This window comes from uncultured Porphyromonas sp. (assembly GCF_938039215.1).
In the GTDB taxonomy this organism is placed as follows: Bacteria; Bacteroidota; Bacteroidia; order Bacteroidales; family Porphyromonadaceae; genus Porphyromonas.
Map to the genome: position 1 here is coordinate 1 of NZ_CALHVI010000027.1, position 22383 is coordinate 22383.

Below are 22383 nucleotides of genomic sequence, written 5' to 3' on the forward strand. Positions count from 1 at the left end.
ACCGACCTACCGTGGGTCGGTCGACCGACCCACAGTAGGTTTTCTAAGCCCCCTTCTCGAAGGCTTCTCTGACACTCCTCCGACGGATCACGAGTCTTCGCTCCGAGCAGCAAAACAATTTGCAGCGCTTTCTCAGAAAAGAGAAGCAAGATCACAGATATTCCATCACCAGCACAGCATTCGTCCCGACATCTTCACCCGCTTCGACAAAGCCATCAAAACCACGATTTTAACCCCACTCAGAGCCCTAATCCTACCTGATCCAAGAGACAGAAAAATCTGTACCTTTGCACGTAAAGTTTAATACTTCATTATTAGCAAAACATCACTATGGCAACTTCAGGCAAAGACTTTCGCCTTGAAAGCGATCTGATCGGCGAACGCCAGATCAGCAACGAGCATCTCTATGGAGTCCAAACCCTCCGTGGGATGGAAAACTTCCAGATCAGCGTCTTCCATCTCTCTGACTACCCCCTCTTCATCCACGGCCTTGCGTGGACCAAGGAAGCCGCTGCGATCGCCAACCATCGCCTAGGCCTGCTCACCGATCAGCAGAAGGACGCCATTGTCCAAGCCTGCCACGAGCTCCTCGAAGGCAAGCACCACCAGCACTTCCCCGTAGATATGATCCAGGGTGGTGCAGGTACGACGACCAACATGAACGCTAACGAGGTCATCTGCAACCGTGCCCTCGAGATCATGGGTCACGAGAAGGGCGAATTCAAGTACCTCTCTCCTAACGACCACGTCAACGGCTCTCAGTCTACCAACGATGCCTACCCAACGGCTATTCACCTCGGCCTCTACGCTTCGCACCTCAAGCTCCGTCCCCACTTCATCCAGCTCATCGAAGCTCTAGAGAAGAAGTCTAAGGAGTTCGCACGCGTCGTCAAGATGGGTCGCACACAGCTACAGGACGCTGTACCTATGACGCTGGGCCAGACCTTCGGTGGCTTCGCATCCATCCTGCGCCACGAGATCGCCAACCTCGACTACGCCGCTCATCAGTTCCTCGCTATCAACATGGGGGCAACCGCTATCGGTACGGGGATCTCTTCTGAGCCCGAATATGCAGACTACTGCACCGAAGCGATGGCGAAGATCACGGGCTGGGACATCACCCGCACCGAAGACTTCGTCGGCGCTACCAGCGACACGAGCGAAATGGTCGGCTATAGCTCAGCTCTCCGCCGCATCGCTATCAAGGTCAATAAGATCTGTAATGACCTGCGTCTGCTCTCCAGCGGTCCTCGCTGCGGTCTCGGCGAAATCAACCTCCCCGCTATGCAGCCAGGTTCCTCGATCATGCCCGGTAAGGTGAACCCCGTCATCCCCGAAGTCATGAGCCAGGTATGCTACAAGGTCATGGGGAATGACCTCTGCGTCACCATGGCCGGCGATGCCTCACAGATGGAGCTCAATGCTATGGAGCCCGTCATGGCTCAGTGCTGCTTCGAGTCGATCGACCTGCTGATCAACGGCTTCGATACGCTCCGCACGCTCTGCATCGATGGCATCACTGCCAACGAAGACAAGTGCCGTGATAATGTCCGCAACAGCATCGGTATCGTCACCGCCCTCAACCCCATCATCGGCTACAAGAACTCCACGAAGATCGCTAAGGAAGCCCTCGAAACGGGTCGTGGTGTCTATGACTTGATCATCGAGCACGGCATCCTATCTCAGGAAGACCTCGACACGGTGCTTGCTCCCGAAAACATGATCAAGCCCGTACGCCTCGGTATCAAGGCAAAGAACTAATCTTCACCGCCGCTCAGCCCGTCTGAGCATGCGGTCGAGTACGAATAGTAGCCCCAACTCTCTTACCCAACAAGAGTAAGGAGTTGGGGCTACTTCATTCATCCTGTCCAAGGAGCTACTTCTGTGCATCCCTAGGCGCTTCCTCCGTTTATCCCTAGGTGCTAGTTCCGTGTATCCCTAGCCACTTCCTCAGCTCTCCCCGAGAGGCCACCCTTGCGCCTCTTCCTCTTTCCCTCCATAGCATATAGAGATCCATGCGCCTGAACGCACCCTCCCGACACGGGCTACTCGCCTTCCTTCTCCTCCTTAGTCTATCTCTGTCACTCGGGGCTACTCGCCGTACGATCCACCTATCCACCCTCGGGCTTCAGGCAGGGAAGACGGAGAACTACACGCCCCTACTTCGCAAGATCCTCGAAGGGCTACAATCCGAGCTGGAGCAGGGCACCGACACCCTCGAACTCCTATTCCCTTCGGGGCGCTACCACCTAGCCAGCGAAGGAGCCGTAGAGCGTGAATACTACATCTCCAACCACGACCATGCGGGCATTCGCCCCATAGGCCTCCTACTAAAAGGATGGCGCCACGTCATCCTCCAAGGCGAGGGTAGCGAACTACTCTTCGAGGATCGTATGCTCCCCATCGTACTAGATAGTTGTCGGGGAGTGGAGCTACGTGGGCTCACGATCGACTATACCAACCCTCAGATCTCCCAGCTACGTATCCTTCGCTCCGATGCGACCCATGGGGTAATCTTCACCCCTGAGCCTTGGGTGAAGTGGCGCATAGCTCGCAAGGGGAAGTTCGAGACCTACGGATCGAACTGGCAGATGACACCCGACCACGGACTAGCCTTCGACCCGAAGACTCGTGAGCTGTGCTACCGCACCTCCGACGTGCTCTTCCCCAATCGGGACATACGACAGCTGACCAGCAAAGAGGCTAAGAAGTACGGGGTGAAAGACTCGGTATCGGGGGCGATACTCTACGCTCCTCGCTGGCGAAATGCACAGCTCTCGGACGGGACGATCTTCGCTGCTCGCACGGGCTATCGTCCCCAGCCTGCCATCTTCGTCAGCGGGTGCCAAGACATTCGCCTCCACGACATCACGATACACTATGCCGAGGGGATGGGGCTCCTCGCCCAATGCTCCGAAGACATCGCTTTGGATGGCTTCCATGTAGAGCTCCGCCCCGAGGGTGGACGATACTTCACCACGCAGGCCGACGCTACACACTTCGTCGCCTGCCGAGGGAAGATCTCCGTAGAGCGTTGCCGCTTCGAGAATATGATGGATGATGCGCTCAACGTGCATGGTGTCTACCTCAAGGTCATCGCTCGGGAGGGGAAGCACACACTCGTAGGGCGCTTCATGCACGAGCAGTCGTTTGGCTTCCCATGGGCTAGCATCGGAGACTCCGTGCGCCTAGTCACCTCACGAGACATACAGGGGCTAGAGGGTGTCTTTCACGTTCGCTCCATCTCATCCGCTGAAGGGGAAGCTCTCAAAGGGGCTCGGGAAGTGCGGATCACCTTCTCGGAGGAACTACCAGCGGACTACACCCCCGAGCTTCAGATCAGCATGGAGAACCTCAGTCGCACCCCTAGCGTCCTCTTCGCTCGCAACCTCGTGCGCCACAATCGTGCCCGAGGCATCCTCATCAACACACCCCGCCCCGTCCTCATCGAGGAGAACACCTTCGACCACATCAGTGGCTCAGCGATCCTCTTCAGCACCGATAATAATATGTGGTATGAGTCGGGGCAAACAAGGGAGGTCACGATCCGCCGCAATCTCTTCGAGGATGTGCTGACGAGCCTCTTCCAATTCACCAGCGCTGTGATCAGCATTCACCCCATCATCCCCGACCTTGCATCCCAGCGACACCCCTTCTACGGGCAGGGAGCAGGAAGCATCCGTATCCTAGAGAACACCTTCCGCACCTTCGACACGCCCCTTCTGCATGCCATCAGCACCGACGGCATCCTGTGGCGGGACAATCGGATCGAGCCCACGACGAGCTACCCGAAGTTCCACCCCAACCAGAAGCGCTTCCTCTTCGAGGGGTGCCGAAACATCGACATCGCTCCGAGCGACACCATCCAGTAGCTCGCCAATCTGCTACATTATATAAGGAGACAAAAAGACAAGAGCCACAGCCGAGGTATTCCTCAGCTGTGGCTCTTACGCATAATTGGGGTTAAAGATAGTTTGCTAAATCCTTTGGCGTCGGATCTACGGCTACTACGACACCACGGTCATCCACGAGGTACGTGTGTAGTCCACCCGTGAGTCCTGCATGCGTCATACACTGGCGACGCTCATCCTGAGCGACATGGCGCTGCGACTCTTGATCCACCTGGTCTAAGGCGATCGTGCGTGACCAAACAGCTTCATCTGGATCCAGCGAGATGGCTTGGAAACGGATGGACTGCGGAGCCTGCTCTGCGAAGAAGTGATCCCACATGGCATTCGCTGCACGGCTGGTAGCATCATAAGCTGCCCAGAAGTGAATGAGGCGATAGCGGGGGCTAATCTCTGCGGAGTCGGCTTCACGATCTCCTACGTCCATAGACTTCATTTTCGGGAGCACGTCCCCCACCGAGAGGCCCTCAGAAGAAGGCTGATGAGGTAGGCTTGCTGAGGTCGCTCCGAGGAGCACAGCGAAAGCCAATGCGCCGAAAAGAATTCCTTTCAACGTCATAAATTTTTGTTTAAATCCAACATACCTACGTCGTCCGTCTCCATCGCCAGAAGTCGCTCTAGATCAGGATTGGGCCGGCATAGGTTCCCGGCTTTCGGGGCTGTAGGCTATCCTGAGGTTTGCCGCTTGCGCTCCTCTAGGATAACGGGGCAAAGGTAGGAAAATCTGAATTAGAGACACCCCAAGGGGCAGGAAGCCCGCCCACCCGTCGCCCTCATCCTCCAGATCGAAGCCTCCCGAGAGCCTCGCTCCAGCCCGCTAAAAAAGGGAGATCGGAGCTAGCCAAAAACGACCCACGGTAGGTCGCCGAAAAAACCTACTGTGGGTCGTCTCATCGACCTACCGTGGGTCGGTCGACCGACCTACAATAGGTTTTATTTGACCTCTCCCGAAGCACCCTCCTAGAAGCTCCCACAGTATGGCTCTACAACGGGACAAGCGTGCAGAGTAATTCTCCAGCGCACATGCCGAGCTTCTCCAGATAGGTATCAAGCTGACAGACAAAAGAAGTCGGGGCAAAGGTTGTCTATATCCATATTTTTTACTTACTTTGCAGACCGATTGTAGAGTCCTCTGCTCAAGAGGAGATTGATACAAGTCGTTGATTGCGTTAGAAATAACAAACCAAAAATATAAGAGTAATGTCAAAGATTTGTCAGATTACAGGTAAGAAAGCCATGGTCGGCAACAATGTCTCGCACTCTAACCGCAAGACAAAGCGCCGCTTCGATGTGAACCTGTTTACTAAGAAGTTCTTCTGGCCAGAAGAAGGATGCTGGATCGTCCTCAAGGTATCCGCAGCGGGCCTTCGCCTTATCAACAAGATCGGTCTCGATGCAGCTGTGCGTCAGGCCGCTGAGAAGGGCTATCTATGTGAAATCAAAGTAAAGTAGTAGGGAAAGATCATGGCAAAGAAAGCTAAAGGAAACAGAGTACAGGTCATCCTCGAATGCACCGAGCACAAGGATAGTGGTATGCCAGGCACCTCTCGCTATATCACGACCAAGAACAGAAAGAATACGACCGAACGTCTTGAGCTGCGGAAGTACAACCCCATCCTCAAGCGTATGACGATCCATAAGGAAATCAAGTAATCACGAGGAGACAAGACAATGGCAAAGAAAGCAGTCGCATCATTTAAGAAGGCAGACGGTCGCACCTACTCCAAGGTAATCAAGATGGTCAAGTCCCCTAAGACGGGTGCTTACACCTTCCAGGAGGAGATGGTCCCTAACGAAGCCGTCAAGGAATTCTTCTCCTAAGGAGAATCCCGATCCCAATAGATACCGCCCTCCCCTAGAGCGGCACTAGATATCTCTCCATCACGTCTGATCACAGACGCCCCTAACGAAGAGGCTGCCCACTCATCCAAAGAGTACGGGCAGCCTCTTCTCCTTCGCAAGATCGTTATCCCCATGCCACCGGGAGCCGATGGTGGTCCACAAATAATACCGACAACCCCCTCTCTCCTATGGAGTCCTCCACCACCAAGTACACAGAGCGCACCGATCGACTCGCTCATGAGCGCATCCCCAAGCTCCTCTGGCACTACGGTGTACCCGCCGTCGTCGGCACGATGGTCAATGCTCTCTACAGCGTAGTAGACCGCATCTTCATCGGCCAAGGTGTCAGCGAATTCGCCATCACAGGGCTAGCCCTGACCTTCCCCATCCTGATCTTCATCCAAGCCTTCGGTATGCTCATCGGAGTAGGTGCTTCGGCACGTGTCTCCATCCTGCTCGGCGAAGACAAACACGACGCAGCAGAGCGCATCCTCAGCAATGCCCTCCTGCTGACTCTGGTCACACAGGTACTGACCCTAGTACCGGTGATGATCTGGCTCGATGAGATACTCCGTGCTCTCGGAGCTAACGATCGCACGCTCCCCTTCGCCTACGACTATCTGAAGATCATGATCCCGGGGAATATCTTCTCGACACTGTGCTTCAGCTTCAATGCGATCATGCGTGCCTCGGGCTATCCCTACAAGGCGATGATCACGATGCTCATAGGAGCGGGACTCAATACCGTGCTCGATGCCCTCTTCATCTACGGCTTCGGCTGGGGGATCGAAGGGGCAGCTTGGGCTACGGTCATCGCCATGGCGGTATCAGCCGCCTTCGTGATGCAGCACTTCCTCGACAGCAAGAGCGAGGTGCAATTCCGCCGCCGCAATATGCGCCTCTCCTCCGAGCAGATCCTAGCGATCCTCTCCATCGGGATGTCGCCCTTCTTCCTACAACTCTTGGGCAGCGGGATCACCTTCCTCATCAACGACACCCTAGCCCGCTATTCGGAGAATACCCTGATGGCCGACCGAGCTATCGGAGCCTATGGGATCATCAACAGCGCTGCTCTGGTCGGCTTCATGCTCATGCTCGGTATCGCCCAAGGAATGCAGCCCATCGTGGGCTACAACTATGGAGCTCAGGCGATCGGACGTGTACGTCAGACCTTCAAGATCTGCTCGTGGACGAACTTCGGTATCGGTGCCTTCGTGACCGTCGTAGCGGTGGTTGCCCCAGGCTTGATCGCCTCACTCTTCACCAACTCTCCCGAGATGATCGAAGCCTCAGTCCAGGCACTACGGCTCTGTCTCTATGGGTTTGCCTTCGTAGGCTTCCAAGTCACGGCCACGCAGTTCTTCCAGAGCATTGGCTTCGGAGGCAAGGCACTCCTCTTGAGCCTCTCTCGTCAGGTCGTCTTCCTACTCCCTGCACTCTTCACCTTCCCTCTTCTCTGGGGCTCTACGGGGGTATGGATCGCACTTCCCTTCTCAGACATCGCCTCAGGCGTACTGGGGATGATCCTGATGTACTATCAGTTCAAGCTCTTCGATAAGCAGTTCTCACAAGAGGGGCTTTAATAGGGGCTGAACTGTCCGTCCTCACCTGCTCATCCCTTTCGTTTAAGGCATCACACCGTAGGCTCTAGGCCTGCATCCTTGATTATGGTCTATTTATATTCGGTACTCTGCTGTCTCTTCCTCTTCCCCTACCTTGGTTGGCGAGGCGGGAGTGCTCTTGGGCAAAGAGCTAGGCGCATCTTCTGGGGGATCCTAGGCGGGATCTTCCTCCTCTTCGTCGTAGCTCTCTTCGTGCATCGGCATATCCAAGCCGATTGGATGAGCCACGTGATGAACGGAAGCATCTATATCTTCTTCTCCTCGATGTATGCCGCTGGGGTAGTATTTGCCTTCGACGTGATGAAGTACGTCGACCGCCGCAGCCTCGGCCTCTACACGGGTGCTAGACCTCAGACACAGAGGAGACTCCAGAGAGCCGTCTTCGTCCTCACCCTCGTGGTCTTCTTCTCCACGATGGTCGTAGGCCATCAGAATGTCCGCTACCCTAGGGTCATACACAGCGACCTCTACATCCCCCGACTGACCGCCCCAGGGGCTAAGGCAGAGAAGCGGCTACGTCTGGTCTTCTTCTCTGATCTACACATCGGCGAAGCGATGACCCCCGACTACATCGATCGCTCGGTCGATCTCATCCTCGAGCAGAAGCCCGACCTCATCCTTTGCGGAGGCGACTACATCGATCACCGAGAGGTCTATGCCTATGATCCCCGAGTGCTGAGCTCTATGCGAAGGCTACAAGCTCCGCTAGGGGTGTACTTCGTCCTTGGGAACCACGAGTACCGAGACCGCCTCGATGAGAATATCCGCTTCGTCTCGGAGATCGGGGCGACTCTACTAAGGGACAGCATTGCTTACCCTGCAGACAGCCTGCTGGCGATCATCGGGCGAGATGATGCTATCCAAGGCGACCGCATGCCCTTCACCAAGATCACCCAGCAGGTCAAGCCCTCGTCCCGCCCCGTCCTGCTCTTCGAGCATACCCCCGGCTCTCTAGATAGCGTAGGGGCTAGTCCCGTAGATCTCATGCTCTGTGGACACACCCACGGCGGACAGATCTGGCCAGGCCAACTGCTCACGTGGTGGCGCTACGGGATGTCCTCGGGCACACGCCGTGTAGGCGACAAGGAGATCTGTGTCTCTTCGGGCATTGGCTCGGCAGGGGCTACCTACCGCATAGGCACTCGGAGTGAGATCCGTGTCTATGATCTCTATTGGTAAGGCCGAGTAGGCTCTAAGCCCTCACAAGAGGCCACATATATCGCCCACAAGAAAGAGCCCTAAAAGCGACCTACGGTAGGTCGCTCTAAAAACCCACTGTGGGTCGTCTCATCGACCCACAGTAGGTCGCAGGTGCGACCTACTGTGGGTTTTATTTGCCCCCTCTCGGAGGGCTGTCCCATACAGCTCGTAGAGGCATTCTATTCCTCGGGGTTCTTCCCCGTAGAGACAGACGATTGGGTAGTGATACTTCTTCTCTGTCTGACTTCCCCGACTTAGCTCTTCCTGATCGGGATGATCATCAAGCTCTCGAGCAATGATGCATCAGCCTTGCTCCCCGAAGAGCTCAGTATTTGAGAAAATACTAAGGTATTTGCGTACCTTCGTATCATACAATCTATGACGAACAATCATATATGATGAATATGGATAAAGACTGGGGGGGATCCACCCTCCTAGCCTCCCGAAAGATCAAGGCAGGGACCCGATACTACTACATCGACGCTAAGCTCGACAGCAAGGGCAATAAATACATCGTCCTCTCAGAGACCAAGCTCAAGGAGGGCGAGGGGAAGCTAGAGCGTCACCGCATCTTCATCTACGAAGAAGACTTCGCCAAGGTCTCAGAGGCACTACTGGAGACGATCCTTCAGGTCTCCGAGGGTGCATTGCGGGAGCTCCCCACCTTCGCATCCGAAGAAGTCTCCAGCTCCGACGAACTGACCACAGAGTCACTCTCGGACGAAGACCTCCAGCTTCAGTCTATTGATCTAGATTGGACCGATGAAGCCTAATCCCGCTCTAACCCCAAGCACAAGCCAAAGACTATGAGCCGAAAGAAGCTATATGCCCTAGCCTCCCTGCTGTGGTTCGTCGCAGGAGCTAATGTCCTACGCATCGGCCTCATGGGTTGGCCCAGCGAGGAGCATCTCCTAGTGAGTTCACTCTGGGCTGTAGGGAGTCTGCTCTTCTTCGCAGGCTTCATCTTCCCCCGTGTCGTCCAGCGCAACCTCTCCAGCCTCACTCAGCGCTCCGAGGCAGAGCTCCGCTGGTACCACTGCTTCACCCGCTCGGCTTGGATCATCATGTGCGGGATGATCGCCCTCGGTGTGACGATCCGCCTTCTGGAGCTCGCTCCCCCTTCGTTCATCACGGGCTTCTACACGGGCCTTGGCCTTTCACTTATCCTCTCCATCCATCCTTATCTCCGAGAGATCATCCTCCTCAGACGATGACCGACACCTCCGTATTCGAAGACAAGAAAGCAGCCTATTATACGCTGGGCTGCAAACTGAACTTCGCTGAGACCTCCACGATCGGACGTGCTCTCCTAGCGCAGGGCATCCGAAGCGTGCGGCCTCAGGAGCAAGCGGATATCTGCGTCATCAACACCTGCTCCGTCACCGAGCTGGCCGACAAGAAGTGCCGCACGATGATCCGCAAGGCTACTCGGGAGCATCCCGATGCCTTCGTCATCGTCACGGGCTGCTATGCCCAGCTAAGTCCCGAGGAAGTAGCGGATATCGAGGGCGTGGATCTCGTCATCGGAGCGGAGAAGAAGCTGGATCTAGCCGAGTACCTCGACCTATCGAACTCCAGCCAACCTTCCACCAACATCATCCACAGCCGAACGAAGGACATTCGCTCTTTCCGTCTCAGCTCCTCTTCGGATGAGCGCACCCGCCATTTCCTCAAGGTGCAGGACGGCTGTGACTACCACTGCACCTACTGTACCATCCCCAAGGCCCGAGGGCGAAGCCGCAGCGGGACGATCCAAGAGATCGTCACCGAAGCCGAGCGCATCGCCTCCGTCGGCGCTCGTGAGATCGTGCTCACAGGGGTGAATATCGGAGACTTCGGACGAGGCAGGGGTGAAGACTTCTTCGGGCTCATACGTGCCCTTGACGAGGTAGAAGGGATCGAGCGCTTCCGCATCGGATCCATCGAACCCAACCTCCTCAGCGAAGAGATCATCGAGTACTGCGCCCACTCTCGGCGCATAGCCCCCCACTTCCACATCCCCCTCCAAAGCGGGAGCGATGAGGTGCTTCGCCTCATGAAGCGACGCTACGACACGGAGCTCTTCCGCTCCCGTGTTTCGCTCATCCGTGAGCTCTTGCCCCATGCCTTCATCGGTATAGATGTCATCGTCGGCACACGAGGAGAGCGAGCGGAGTACTTCGAGGATTGCTATCGCTTTCTGGAGAGCCTTCCCTTCTCTCAGCTCCATGTCTTCAGCTATTCTGAGCGAGAGGGTACGGCAGCACTCGCTATCGACCACGCCGTCTCCCCACAGGACAAGCACAAGCGAAGCCAGCGACTCATGCACCTCTCCGAGGAGCGTCTCAAGGACTTCTACCGTGCTAATCTCGGCCGACCACTCACCGTCATCTGGGAGCATGGCAACTACAACGGGCTCATGATGGGGCACAGCGAGAATTACATCCGTGTCGCCCAGCCTTATGACGAAGAGGCTATAGGCACGACGACCCGACGTACCCCTCATTCTCTAGATGCCTCGGGCACCTTTGTCCTCTAAGCACTCATGATGATGGACCGCATAGGCTACTACCTCCTCAAGCTCGTCTTCGCTATGCTAGCTCGACTGCCTTGGAGCCTCCTCCATGGGCTATGCCGAGCTGTCGCCCTGCTCCTTGACCAAGGGATCGGCTATCGAAGAGGGACCGTCCGCACCAACCTGCGTAAGAGCTTCCCCGAGAAGAGTACCGAGGAGCTACGGCAGATCGAGCGGGACTTCTATCGGCAGTTCGCCTACAACTTCCTCTCCACACCCAAGCTCCTTCATCAGAGTCCCGAGCGTATCGCCTCGGAGCATCTTATCTTCCCAGACCTCTCCCCTCTAGAGGAGGCTGCGAAGCGCTACCGCTGTGTACTCGTTGCCCTCGGACACTACGGCAACTGGGAGCTCTTCAGCTCTGGGCAGACGCAGCTGGCCACCATCGGCTATCGTCTAGGGCAGGTCTATCGCAAGCAAAAGAATCAAGCCATTGACCGGCTCTTCGCCGAGCAACGACAGCGCTTCGGTGCGGAGATCATCGAGAAGGACAAGATCATCCGTCACCTAAGAGCTTACCTAGATGCCCCCGAGGATACACATGGACTCATCGCCATGATCTCCGACCAATCCCCAGGGATCGATCACGCTAACTACTTCACCGACTTCCTCCACCAGCCGACGGCCATCCTCGATGGGATCGAGCGTCTGGGGAAGAGGTATCGGCTCCCGATCTTCTACCTCGACATCGAGCGAAAGAGCCCTATCCAGTTCGTCGCCCGCTATATCCCCTTCTATGATCCCGAGGAAGGGGAACTTCCACCCTTCACAGTCACGGAGCGGTATGCCCGACTGCTGGAGGCCAACATACAGCGGGATCCTGCTCCATGGCTCTGGTCGCACAAGCGATGGAAGCGCCCCTTGTCTAACTATCCCAAGGCCGTCCATAGTCCTCGACTGGAGGCCTTACTCCGAGAGGAACACACTTAAACTACACACACTACTACTTACTACGCTATGCCCTCCCCCACTCTCCCCAAGGACGTGGCTGTGCTCGTCCTTAACTGGAATGGTCTTGAGCTCCTCCGGACCTTCCTTCCTTCTTGGGTCAAGTTCACCCCCGAGGAAGCTGACCTCATCATCATCGACAACGGCTCTACCGACGAGTCTGTCACCTTCGTTCGGGAGCATTACCCAGAGGTGCGCCTCGTCGAATTCACCGAAAACTATGGCTTCGCAGCTGGCTACAACAAGGCCATCGCCGAACTAGACTACGAGACCGTTGTCCTACTGAACAGCGATGTGGAGCTCAGCGAAGGTTGGCTCCGTGAGCCCCTACAGCTCCTCGCCTCTGACCCTTCAATCACCGCAGTACAGCCTACGATACGTGCCCAGCGTTCCCCCCAAGACTTCGAGTATGCAGGCGCTGCTGGTGGCTATATCGACACCCTAGGCTACCCCTTCTGTCGGGGGCGCATCCTCTCCGTCGTAGAGCAGGACCAAGGCCAATACTCCAGCCCAGCGGATCTCTTCTGGGCTTCGGGGGCCTGCCTCATCATCCGCAGGGCGGCTTACCTCGAAGCAGGAGGGCTCGACCCCATCTTCTTCGCCCATCAAGAGGAGATCGACCTCTGCTGGCGCATCCTCGCTCGTGGAGGGCGCATCGTCTATGCTCCGAGCTCTGTCGTCTATCATGTAGGTGGGGCAAGTCTCTCCGCCGAGAGCCCACGGAAGGTCTTCCTGAACTTCCGCAACAACCTCTTGATGATCTATAAGAACCTCCCCGCTCCTCGCCTCTATACCGTGCTCCTGCTCAGGGTCTTCCTTGACTTCCTCGCAGCGCTGGTCTATCTGGTGAAGCTCCAGCCTCGCCACTGCTTCGCCGTGCTAGAGGCTTGGCGTTGCTTCTTGATCAAACGCATCCGCTATGAGCGTGTACGTGGTGAGAACCTATCGAAGACCACGGCCAAGATCTCCAAGGATCTGATGAAGCCTTACAGCATCATCGTGCAGTACTACCTCCGAGGGCGCAAGCGCTATAGCCAGCTCCCTAAGTAGGCGACCCACCCCTACTCCACCCACCCCACGCTTATACTCCCCACCCTATGACTTCGCTAAAGCCTCTTGCCGAACGTATGCGCCCGACCAGCCTCGAGCACTACTACGGGCAGTCCCATCTCGTGGGGCCACAGGGCATCCTGCGCCCGATGATCGAGCAGCAGCGCCTACCCTCGATGATCTTCTGGGGTCCCCCAGGAGTTGGGAAGACTACGCTAGCGGAGATCATCGCTCGTAGCCTAGAGACCTCGTTCCATTCGCTGAGCGCTGTACATTCGGGGGTAAAGGATGTGCGTGAAGTGCTGGAGCGTATCCAGAGCGAGCAAGGGGGTATCTTCGGTTCGTCTGTCCGACCCATCCTCTTCATTGATGAGATCCATCGCTTCAGCAAGAGCCAGCAGGATTCGCTTCTTGCGGCTGTAGAGCAAGGACTTGTCACCCTCATCGGAGCGACGACAGAGAATCCCAGCTTTGAAGTCATCCGTCCGCTCCTCTCTCGCTGTCAGGTCTACACGCTGAAGCCCCTCGACAGAGAGGAGCTCCTAGCCCTGCTACGGCACGCCCTCGAGACGGACGAACTACTCTCCCGTCGGCATGTCGAGCTCACAGAGACGGAGATGCTCCTCCGCTATGCGGGGGGTGATGCCCGTCGTGCGCTCAACATCCTCGAGCTCGTAGTCCTCTCTACCATCGATGACCCACTCCACCTGACCGATGCGCTGGTCAGCGATCGGGTGCAGACCAATCCTATTGCCTTCGACAAGGGCGGAGAACTCCACTACGACATCGCCTCGGCTCTGATCAAGAGCATCCGAGGGAGCGATCCCGATGCAGCGATCTATTGGCTGGCTCGTCTCATCGAAGGGGGCGAAGACCCCGCCTTCATCGCTCGGCGACTGATGATCTCGGCAGCCGAAGACATTGGGCTAGCCAACCCGAACGCCCTCCTACTGGCCACGGCCTGCGCCGAGACTCTGGAGCGGATTGGTTGGCCCGAGGGACGCATCCCGCTGGCTGAGACCGTCATCTATCTTGCCACCTCTGAGAAGAGCAATTCGGCTTATATGGCGATCAACAAAGCCCTTGCACTGGTCAAGCAGACGGGCAACCTCCCCGTACCGCTTCACCTGCGTAATGCGCCCACCGAACTGATGAGCGATCTAGGCTATGGAGAAGGCTACCGCTATGCCCACGACTACCCTGGACACTTCGTCCAGCAGGAGTACCTTCCCTCCTCGCTCCTCTCCCAGCGCTTTTGGGTCTCGGACGAAGCCAATGCCTCCGAAGCCAAGATGATGGAGCGTCAGCGTCAGCGCTGGGGAAGTCGCTTCACTCCCGAGGCGAAGAAATAATTCCCATCCAAGCACATTAGCCCGTACGTTCGGCTATGAAAAGAAGGCGAGTCCTCTAGGACTCGCCTTCTCTCTTCTCTACCCCCCAAAAGGGATCCACGGTAGGTCGCTCTTACGACCTACGGTAGGTCGGTGAGGCGACCCACAGTAGGTTTTAGTTGCGACCTACCGTAGGTTTTTTTGGCGGTCGCTCGAAGGTCGGTCAGAGACCTGCTTAGAAGTCGCTTGACAGCTGGGAAGTAGACCACTAAGGGAGGCGATCAGGAAGGCTTCTTCTTCACACCCAGTCCCCCTCGTATAGCTGAGCCTCAACGGGGGCTGATCCTCAAGCGTCGTGTGATGATGGATAAGCCCTGCTGGTTTGCGTATTCGCCAAAGTATTAGTAATTTTGCTCACTCATTAGAGTGTACCCCACTCTCTGCGGTAAGCGAAACTATAACAATAAAACAAGATAAGTAAGACATTATGATCGTAGTTCCAGTAAAAGAGGGCGAAAACATCGAAAAGGCTCTGAGAAGATTCAAGAGAAAGTTTGAGAAGACGGGTGCTGTACGTGCGCTTCGTGCACGTCAGGCGTTCATCAAGCCCTCTGTAGCTCGACGCAAGAAGATGGAGAAGGCCGTCTACGTCAAGCAGCTGCAGCAGGCAGAAGAGCAGTAGTAGAGGACTTCGGGCTTCGCGCCCCCTTGCTTCTCTTCACCCCGAGGGCTCATCCCTGAGGTGAAGTCGATAAGCCCCTCGATTACGAGGCTACCCTAAGCGCCTCCTCTCTCCCACACAGGTCAGAGGTCGTCGACCAAGGATCAAGCAAGCTATAAGACACCGCTGGTCAGTCATCTCGGATGACCGACCGGCGGTGTCTCTTCGTATCCCTCCGTGGCATAGGCTAGGAGCACGGGGCGGTTCGGGGTATTTGTGTATTTTTGTATTATCAGTTTATCTAGGGGAATTTATCCCCTTCATCACCCCAATACATACGTATCTATGGCATTCAACATAGGGGATCAAGTCCCCGACCTACTTGGCCTTGACCAAGAGGGCAAGGAAGTACGTCTCTCGGACTACCCAGACAAGAAGATCGTCCTTTACTTCTATCCCAAGGATAACACTTCGGGCTGCACCGCTCAGGCCTGCAGCCTGCGTGATGGCTACAGCGAACTGCGAGCCGCTGGCTACGAGATCATCGGGGTCAGCCGTGACTCCGCCAAGAGTCATGTGAACTTCCGCACGAAGTATGACCTGCCCTTCCGCCTCATCGCCGACACCGATGTCCAGCTCAACGAGCTCTTCGGTACTTGGATCGAGAAGAGCATGTACGGCCGTAAGTACATGGGCACCGAGCGCACGACCTTCGTCATCAATGCACAGCACGAGATCGAGCGCATCATCCGAGGCAAGGAGGTGAGCACCAAGGATCATGCCCAGCAGATCCTCGGAGCCTAACCGCGAGACTCCCCCCATCCCCCCCAACACAAAAAGCTATCCAATCACCATGAGTGAAGTAACCAAAGAAAAGCTCTCCAAGAGCTCAAAAGATATGTCCGCCGAAGAAGCAGCTAAACTCAAGACCCTCGAGACCGCTCTAGCGAAGATCGAGAAGACCTACGGCAAAGGTGCCGTGATGAACATGGGCGCTCGCCCCGTCACCGATGTAAGTGTCATCCCCTCGGGATCCATCACCCTAGACAACGCCCTCGGGGTAGGAGGCTACCCTCGTGGCCGTATCATCGAGATCTATGGTCCAGAATCTTCGGGTAAGACCACCCTGGCCATCCATGCCATCGCCGAGGCACAGAAGCTCGGCGGCAAGGCGATCATCATCGACGCAGAGCACGCCTTCGACCCCACCTATGCTGAGGCTCTTGGGGTAGACATGGACAACCTATATATCTCCCAGCCAGACAACGGGGAGCAGGCCCTTGACATCGCCGAGCAGGTCATTCGCTCTGGTGCCGTCGACCTAGTGATCATCGACTCCGTCGCTGCCCTTGTACCTAAGCAGGAGATCGAAGGGGATATGGGTGAAGCTAAGGTCGGTCTGCAGGCTCGTCTGATGTCTCAGGCTCTTCGCAAGATCACTGGTGCTATTAGCAAGTCCAACACCGCTTGTATCTTCATCAACCAGCTCCGTGAGAAGATCGGGGGCAATATGTACGGCCCATCAGAAACGACGACTGGGGGGAACGCTCTGAAGTTCTATGCCTCGGTACGTCTCGACATCCGCCGTGCTGGTCAGCTCAAGGATGGGGATGAAGTCTATGGTAACCTGACCCGTGTCAAGGTCGTCAAGAACAAGGTCGCTCCCCCCTTCCGTGTCGCTCTCTTCGAGATCCTCTACGGGCAGGGCATCTCCCGCCTCGGCGAAATCATTGACCTCGGCGAATCCGAAGACCTCATCAAGAAGAGTGGTTCGTGGTACAGCTACGGAGCTACCAAGCTCGGTCAAGGTAAGGAGAAGGCTAAGGAAACCCTCGCCGATAATCCCGAGCTGCTCGAAGAGCTGACTCAGAAGATCACCGAGCGTCTGAAGAATGCATCTTCTGCCAAGGATAAGCGCAAGAAGAAGGCTACTAAGGATGAGGACGAAGACGAGGATTAATCCCCTCTCTTCTGCACAACTAATCCTAGATCTATGGGCAAGCTAATCATCATCTCAGCTCCCTCGGGCACGGGGAAGAGCACCCTCATCTCCCGCCTCCTCTCGGAGCATCCCGAGCTTCGCCTGCGCTTCTCCGTCTCGGCTACCAGCCGAGCACCTCGAGGGCAGGAGCAGCACGGAGTGGAGTACTACTTCTTCTCACCCGAGGAGTTCCGTGCGGGGATCGAGCGAGGAGACTTCCTCGAGTACGAAGAGGTCTATCCTGGACGCTACTACGGCACACTACGCTCCGAAGTCGATCGACGCATCGCTGAAGGAGATCGAGTTATCTTCGATGTAGACTGTGTTGGTGGAGTGAATATCAAGGAGGCATACGGCGCTGAGGCGCTGAGCCTCTTCATCCAGCCTCCCTCCCTCGAAGAGCTACGCCGTCGCCTGGTCGGTCGTCAGACCGATAGTGCGGAGGTCATCGAGGAGCGCCTCTCGAAAGCAGAGCTGGAGCTGAGCTATGCCCAGCGCTTCGATCGGGTGCTTGTCAATGATGATCTGGAGCGTTGCTATCAGGAGTTCTACGAGACGATACGTAGCTTCCTCTCGGCTTAGACAGCCTCTGGTATTAGATCTCTAGCGTAAGTATCCCGCCATAAGGAACTCGGTGGTCGAAGGCTTCTTCCATAGAGAAGAGCCCCGCCCAGATGCCAGCCCCCAGCAAGACTCCCCCATGGGTGAAGACAAGAGCTTCGCCCGTGGGGGAGTTTTCCGTTTCCATGCTTGCTCCCCTCTTGTTGGCTCTTAGTTCATCGAGGAAGGAGGCTACACGAAGTACTTGCTCATGGAAGCTCTCTCCGCCCGTAGGAGCTTCATAGAGATAATCGGCATACCACCGCTCAAGCTGAGGATCAGTAATAGCATCGAAGCGCTGTAGCTCCCATGCTCCGAAGTTAAGCTCCATCAGTCGGTCATCCTTCAGTGGATCGGGGTAGCCACAAGCTTCTGCCAAGCGCATACAGCGGGAGAGTGGGCTAGAATAGACACGGCTGGGTACCCTCCCCTCAAGGAGCGTACTCAGCCGTGTCTTTACCTCCCTTGCCTCGGAGGTGAAGGTAGTAGCTAGAGGAACATCCGACTGTCCGTAGCAGACTCCTGCGGGGACATCTGGCGTAGTATGTCTGATGAGATGTAGGCGCATCAGTACAGAGAGATCATCTGGGCATAGATGGTATAGCCTAGGAGCATCGCAAGCTCTGATAGCAGACAGATCGCCCCACACGTATCACCCGTATAGCCTCCGATGCGCCGACGAATATAGCTGATCAGCCCAAGGGAAGTCACAAACGGGAGGAGGAAGGTCAGCCACACATAAGGGCGCTCCACAGATAGGGACAATAGGAAATAGGCCACCCCTTGTGTAGCGATGAGCACAAGAAGCGCAAGGGAGAGCGGAAGTAATCCTGCCTTACGATAGACCACCCCAACCTTGCACTCCTCTGTCCGACGAGCATAGGGAAGGAGCTGCACTTGTAGGAAGGAGAAGCACTTGCCCGCCACATCGCACGAGAGGAGGATGAAGGGAAGGATGTCCCCTGGGATCGAGGTAGCACTACTCCAATAAATGAGGTAATAGAGAACGAAAGCCAGCACAGCGTAGGAGCCCACGTGGCTATCCTTCATGATGGCGAGGATCTGCTCCTTCGTTCGTCCACCACCGAAGCCATCGAAGAAATCCCCTAGTCCATCTTCGTGGAAAGCCCCCGTAAGGATGAGGCGAGATGCTAGTGCCAGAACTAGCGCAACCTCCACGGGTAAGACTTGGCTATATAGGTAGAAGCTCCCCGCAAGTACCCCGCCTGTGATAAGTCCCATCACGGGCCACCAGCTCAGGGCATCTTCGTAGTCCTCCTGCCTCAGCTCCCTAAGTCGCCAGAAGGGAAGGCGAGTGAAGAGGCTTCCTGCAGCGAGGAAGGCCCCGAGGTGTGAGCGCTGTCCTTCCATCTCCTAGTACCAGATCTTCCCTCGCTCAGAGGTTAGGGTGAAGTCAATCGTTCCGCCCTCACGAAGTTCTTCGTACGTAAGGTAGGAGCGGCGAAGGGGCTTCCCATTGAAGGATACGGAAGCCGTGTACTGCTCATTCGCTGAAGTACGGGGCGCACGGATCGTGAGGAACTTACCTCCTGGGAGCTGAATACGTGCTTCTTCGAAGAGCGGGGTCACTAGCTCATACTTCCCATCGAGGGGATCGACGGGGTAGATACCTAGGGCTGCCATCACATACCAAGCAGACATCTGTCCACAGTCTTCATTCCCACAGATCCCGTCGGGTCGCTCGGTGTAGAGCTGGCGGAGGACATGGTGGGTCAGCTCGGCTGTGCGCCAAGGCTGACGAGCGTGATTGTAGAGGAAGATTACATGATGACCTGGCTCATTGCCATGGGCATACTGCCCGATCATCCCCGTAGAGAAGATAGGCAGCTTGATGTGCTTGGGCGTAGCCGCTCCGAAGAATTCATCGAGGCGCTTCCCCAGCTGTCTGCCCATGAGGCTATCCAGCCCTGCGACATCGTGCTGGACGTTGAAGAGGTACTGATAGGCATTGCTCTCGGTGAAGGCCTTGGAGTAGGCAAAGGGATCGAAGTCGGGGAGGAAGCCCGTCTTCTCGGAGCGAGGAGCGAAGAAGCCCGTCTTTGCATCCCATAGATTAGCCCAGGAGCGTGCACGCTCTTCGTAGCGACGAGCCACAGCCTCATCCCCCATCCAGCGGGCATAGCGAGCGATAGCGGCATCATCGTAGGCATACTCTAGGGTCTTCGAGACACTCTCCTCCTCTTCGTCTGCGGGGATGTAGCCGAGGCGCTGGTAGCTATCGAGGCCACGGTAGCCCTTGCGCTCCGCCGTGGAGCGGAGCAGGCTTAGGAGCTTTGCCTTGTCTCGGGGCACATAGATCCCCTTGAGCACGGCCTCGACGATGACGGGGATCGAATGGTGACCGATCATCATGTCGGTCTCCGAGGCGAACATATTCCACACGGGGAGATGCCCTGAGTTCTGCTCTCCGAAGTCTACGAGGGAAGCTACCATAGCACGAGCCTCATTTGGGCGAAGGAGGGCATAGAGCGGATGGGCGGTGCGGTAGGTATCCCAGAGGGAGAAGGTGCTGTAGGTCTTATGCCGCGCCTGATGGATATTGCGATCAGCACCTAGGTAGCGTCCATCGACATCGCTGTAGATGGTGGGGCAGATCTGCGAGCGGTAGAGAGCGGTATAGAAGACACGGCGAAGGCTATCAGGGGTCTTAGCATCTAGGGTCACCTGTCCTAGGCGCTTATCCCAAGCGACAGTAGCCTCTTGGCGGTAGCGATCGAAGTCGTTGTGCGGAGCTTCAGCTTGGAGGTTCTTCTGAGCTCCTTGCTCATTTACACCAGAGAGAGCGGTACGGATCGTGATCGACTGGCCTGCACGCACCTTGCCGTAGTGCAGGCGGAGGATGACACCATAGCCTACAGACTTACCGACCACACCCTTGCCGGTGTAGGGGATAGCCGTACGCTCGATGCGAAGGGCAGGGCGTGAGAGCTTGGTAGAGAAGTACACCTTCTGGTCACGAGCCCAGCCATCGGAGTAGCGGAAGCCTACGATCTGTGTAGGGGAGATGGATCGAGCGTCGCTATTGACGGTGCGGTCCCAGTTCGTCGCCTTGTCTAGATTGAGGATGATGCAGGCGGAGTCCGCATCCTCGAGGAAGGTATAGCGCTGGATACCCACTCGCTCGGTAGCCGTGAGCTCAACACGGATCTTGTAGGGCTCGAGAGTCACAGCATAGTAGCCTGCTCGAGCTACCTCAGTAGCATGAGAGAAGCGAGCATGAATGCCGATCGGGCGCTGATCCTTAGCTTCCATACCGAAGCTAAGAGGCGGACGGCTCTCCTCGGTGAGCGCAGGGAGCGTAACAGGCATGTACGAGATATCGTAGAGGTCTCCTGCCCCCGTACCGCTCAGGTGCGTATGACTAAAGCCAGCGATGACGCTATCGGGATAGAAGTAGCCAGCGATATAGTCCCAGCCCGCACGTCCATTGTCAGGGCTGAGCTGCACCATGCCGAAGGGGGCACTGGCTCCAGGGTAGACATTCCCCACCCAGTCGGTACCGATGAGGGTATTGACCCAGTTGGTAAGGCTTTTCTTGGTCGTACGAGAGGTGCGCTGGGCACTTGAGGATAGGCTTCCTCCGAAGAGGAGAGCTAGAGCAGCGAGTAAAAAGAGGGATCTACGAATCATCCGATACGATAAGCTAGTGAAGATGAAGAGGTGAAACAAAACAAAGCGGTGCACTCAGGCGAGAGCTCGGGGGAAGACATCCTTACTCTCCGATGCGATGATATTGGCTCTCGAAGGGTACTCGGATACGATCCCCTAGGGGGCGGCGCTCATCTCGGATACCGCAGGAGACGATCATATTGATCTTCGTACCTCGGGGGAGACCTAGGAGACGACGCACCCGCAGCGTATCAATGCCCTCCAGCGGGCAAGTATCGTAGCCTTCGCTACTCATGGCGAGCATAAAGGTCTGAGCCACCAGCGCACAGCTCTTGTGCTGAACGGCGGTGAGGTCGCCTTCGCTCATCTGTCGTGGCACGGGGCGGAAGAGCCCTGCGATCTGCACGAGCCCCTTGCGGATCAGCCCCCATATCCCTAGACCACGGCTGTAGGTGAAGGGGATGACCTTGAGCAGATAGTCAGCACGGAGCTTGTCATACTTCTCCCATTTGTCCTCGGGATGATGTTTGCGCGTATCGGCTCGGTAGAGCTCGAGGAGCTGATGGGTACGCTTGCGCCAGAGATGGGGCTTCGTGACGAAGACCACCAGCTGCTGCGCTGTGGTGACAGCCGTCTGAGAGAAGCAGGCGGGGGCAAGAGAAGCGATGACCGCAGGGTCGGTGATATGGTAGCACTCCCAGAGCTGGAGGTTGGAGCTCGTAGGCGCAAGAGAAGCTAGACGAAGGCAGTGCTCGACACGAGCAGTATCTAGGGGCTTCTCGGGATCATAGTAGCGTACAGCACGGCGGTGCTTTACTATTTCCTCGAAGTTCATTTTGGTTGTATTATTAAGTGGATACTTATGCGGGGATAGCTCCTTTACAAAAATACGTAATTGCACCGAAAGGGTCTCAGCCCCCAGCCTCTAGCCTCGGCTCCAACAAGCGTTTGCCACCTCCTGAAACACCCCCTTTTCAAAGGGCTTCTGGAGGGGGCAAAAAGAGACCTACGGTAGGTCGCCGAAAAAACCTACTGTGGGTCGCCTCACCGACCTAC

General features: G+C 56.4%; 23 protein-coding genes. 18 read left to right on the forward strand and 5 right to left on the reverse strand.

The features are described from left to right. The 3 genes from Q0336_RS03450 to Q0336_RS03460 all read left to right on the forward strand — a co-directional run. Positions 1–304: hypothetical protein (locus tag Q0336_RS03450; RefSeq protein WP_298525753.1), on the forward strand; the 304-nt coding region annotated here is incomplete at its 5' end. A gap of 26 nt (positions 305–330) precedes the next feature. Further along, a complete protein-coding gene (locus Q0336_RS03455; protein ID WP_298525755.1) occupies positions 331–1761 on the forward strand; it encodes an aspartate ammonia-lyase in 1431 nt (476 codons plus the stop codon). Positions 1762–2015: 254 nt separating this feature from the next. Further along, positions 2016–3872: an alpha-1,3-galactosidase B gene (locus Q0336_RS03460; RefSeq protein WP_298525757.1), complete on the forward strand. Its 1857-nt coding sequence runs from the start codon at positions 2016–2018 to the stop codon at positions 3870–3872. Positions 3873–3963: 91 nt separating this feature from the next. Here Q0336_RS03460 and Q0336_RS03465 read toward each other — a convergent pair whose 3' ends face one another. Then, entirely contained in the window at positions 3964–4335 is a 372-nt protein-coding gene (locus tag Q0336_RS03465) for a hypothetical protein (RefSeq protein ID WP_298525759.1), read from the reverse strand. Between the two features lie 773 nt (positions 4336–5108). On the opposite strand from Q0336_RS03465, the gene rpmB reads away from it, so the two are divergent. From rpmB to gmk, 15 genes are all read left to right on the forward strand, one after another. Next, positions 5109–5360 carry a 50S ribosomal protein L28 gene (gene rpmB, locus Q0336_RS03470; RefSeq protein ID WP_298525761.1) on the forward strand — a complete coding sequence of 84 codons (252 nt, stop codon included), beginning with the start codon at positions 5109–5111 and terminating at the stop codon, positions 5358–5360. A 12-nt stretch (positions 5361–5372) separates the two neighbouring features. Next, the gene (rpmG, locus tag Q0336_RS03475) at positions 5373–5561 is read left to right on the forward strand and encodes a 50S ribosomal protein L33 (protein WP_021666590.1); all 189 of its coding nucleotides are present in this window, start codon (positions 5373–5375) and stop codon (positions 5559–5561) included. Positions 5562–5579: 18 nt separating this feature from the next. Further along, positions 5580–5729 (forward strand): DUF4295 domain-containing protein, encoded by a 150-nt coding sequence (locus Q0336_RS03480; RefSeq protein WP_021666589.1) that lies wholly within the window; start codon positions 5580–5582, stop codon positions 5727–5729. Between the two features lie 209 nt (positions 5730–5938). Next, complete coding sequence (locus Q0336_RS03485; protein ID WP_298525763.1) at positions 5939–7333, forward strand: MATE family efflux transporter; 1395 nt, start codon at positions 5939–5941, stop codon at positions 7331–7333. 84 nt (positions 7334–7417) lie between these two features. Then, the gene (locus Q0336_RS03490; RefSeq protein WP_298525765.1) at positions 7418–8551 is read left to right on the forward strand and encodes a metallophosphoesterase; all 1134 of its coding nucleotides are present in this window, start codon (positions 7418–7420) and stop codon (positions 8549–8551) included. 425 nt (positions 8552–8976) lie between these two features. Further along, entirely contained in the window at positions 8977–9345 is a 369-nt protein-coding gene (locus tag Q0336_RS03495; RefSeq protein WP_298525767.1) for a DUF3276 family protein, read from the forward strand. Positions 9346–9378: 33 nt separating this feature from the next. Beyond that, positions 9379–9786, forward strand: coding sequence for a hypothetical protein (locus Q0336_RS03500; protein WP_298525769.1), 408 nt, complete (start codon positions 9379–9381; stop codon positions 9784–9786). After that, a complete protein-coding gene (gene mtaB, locus Q0336_RS03505; protein WP_298525771.1) occupies positions 9783–11090 on the forward strand; it encodes a tRNA (N(6)-L-threonylcarbamoyladenosine(37)-C(2))-methylthiotransferase MtaB in 1308 nt (435 codons plus the stop codon). Before Q0336_RS03500 ends, mtaB begins: the two co-directional genes overlap by 4 nt. 6 nt (positions 11091–11096) lie before the next feature. Then, the gene (locus Q0336_RS03510; protein ID WP_298525773.1) at positions 11097–12056 is read left to right on the forward strand and encodes a lysophospholipid acyltransferase family protein; all 960 of its coding nucleotides are present in this window, start codon (positions 11097–11099) and stop codon (positions 12054–12056) included. A 27-nt stretch (positions 12057–12083) separates the two neighbouring features. Beyond that, complete coding sequence (locus Q0336_RS03515; RefSeq protein ID WP_298525775.1) at positions 12084–13124, forward strand: glycosyltransferase family 2 protein; 1041 nt, start codon at positions 12084–12086, stop codon at positions 13122–13124. Positions 13125–13171: 47 nt separating this feature from the next. Further along, positions 13172–14476: a replication-associated recombination protein A gene (locus tag Q0336_RS03520; protein ID WP_298525777.1), complete on the forward strand. Its 1305-nt coding sequence runs from the start codon at positions 13172–13174 to the stop codon at positions 14474–14476. A 466-nt stretch (positions 14477–14942) separates the two neighbouring features. Beyond that, positions 14943–15137, forward strand: a complete 195-nt coding sequence (gene rpsU / locus Q0336_RS03525) for a 30S ribosomal protein S21 (RefSeq protein WP_021666579.1) — start codon at positions 14943–14945, stop codon at positions 15135–15137. Between the two features lie 324 nt (positions 15138–15461). Beyond that, positions 15462–15920: a peroxiredoxin gene (locus Q0336_RS03530; RefSeq protein ID WP_298525779.1), complete on the forward strand. Its 459-nt coding sequence runs from the start codon at positions 15462–15464 to the stop codon at positions 15918–15920. Between the two features lie 94 nt (positions 15921–16014). Next, positions 16015–17076: a recombinase RecA gene (gene recA, locus Q0336_RS03535; protein WP_298525781.1), complete on the forward strand. Its 1062-nt coding sequence runs from the start codon at positions 16015–16017 to the stop codon at positions 17074–17076. Positions 17077–17109: 33 nt separating this feature from the next. Next, on the forward strand, positions 17110–17679 hold the full coding sequence (gene gmk, locus Q0336_RS03540; protein ID WP_298525783.1) for a guanylate kinase: 570 nt from the start codon (positions 17110–17112) through the stop codon (positions 17677–17679). A 13-nt stretch (positions 17680–17692) separates the two neighbouring features. Here the strand turns inward: gmk and cobC are convergent, their stop codons facing one another. The 4 genes from cobC to Q0336_RS03560 form a co-directional block, all read right to left on the reverse strand. Beyond that, a complete protein-coding gene (gene cobC / locus Q0336_RS03545) occupies positions 17693–18265 on the reverse strand; it encodes an alpha-ribazole phosphatase family protein (RefSeq protein ID WP_298525785.1) in 573 nt (190 codons plus the stop codon). Continuing rightward, positions 18265–19068 (reverse strand): adenosylcobinamide-GDP ribazoletransferase, encoded by an 804-nt coding sequence (locus Q0336_RS03550; protein ID WP_298525787.1) that lies wholly within the window; start codon positions 19066–19068, stop codon positions 18265–18267. The genes cobC and Q0336_RS03550 overlap by 1 nt, the downstream gene beginning before the upstream one ends. A gap of 3 nt (positions 19069–19071) precedes the next feature. Continuing rightward, positions 19072–21348: a GH92 family glycosyl hydrolase gene (locus Q0336_RS03555; protein ID WP_298525789.1), complete on the reverse strand. Its 2277-nt coding sequence runs from the start codon at positions 21346–21348 to the stop codon at positions 19072–19074. A gap of 82 nt (positions 21349–21430) precedes the next feature. Further along, positions 21431–22162, reverse strand: coding sequence for a nitroreductase family protein (locus Q0336_RS03560; protein ID WP_298525791.1), 732 nt, complete (start codon positions 22160–22162; stop codon positions 21431–21433). Positions 22163–22383 lie beyond the last annotated feature (221 nt).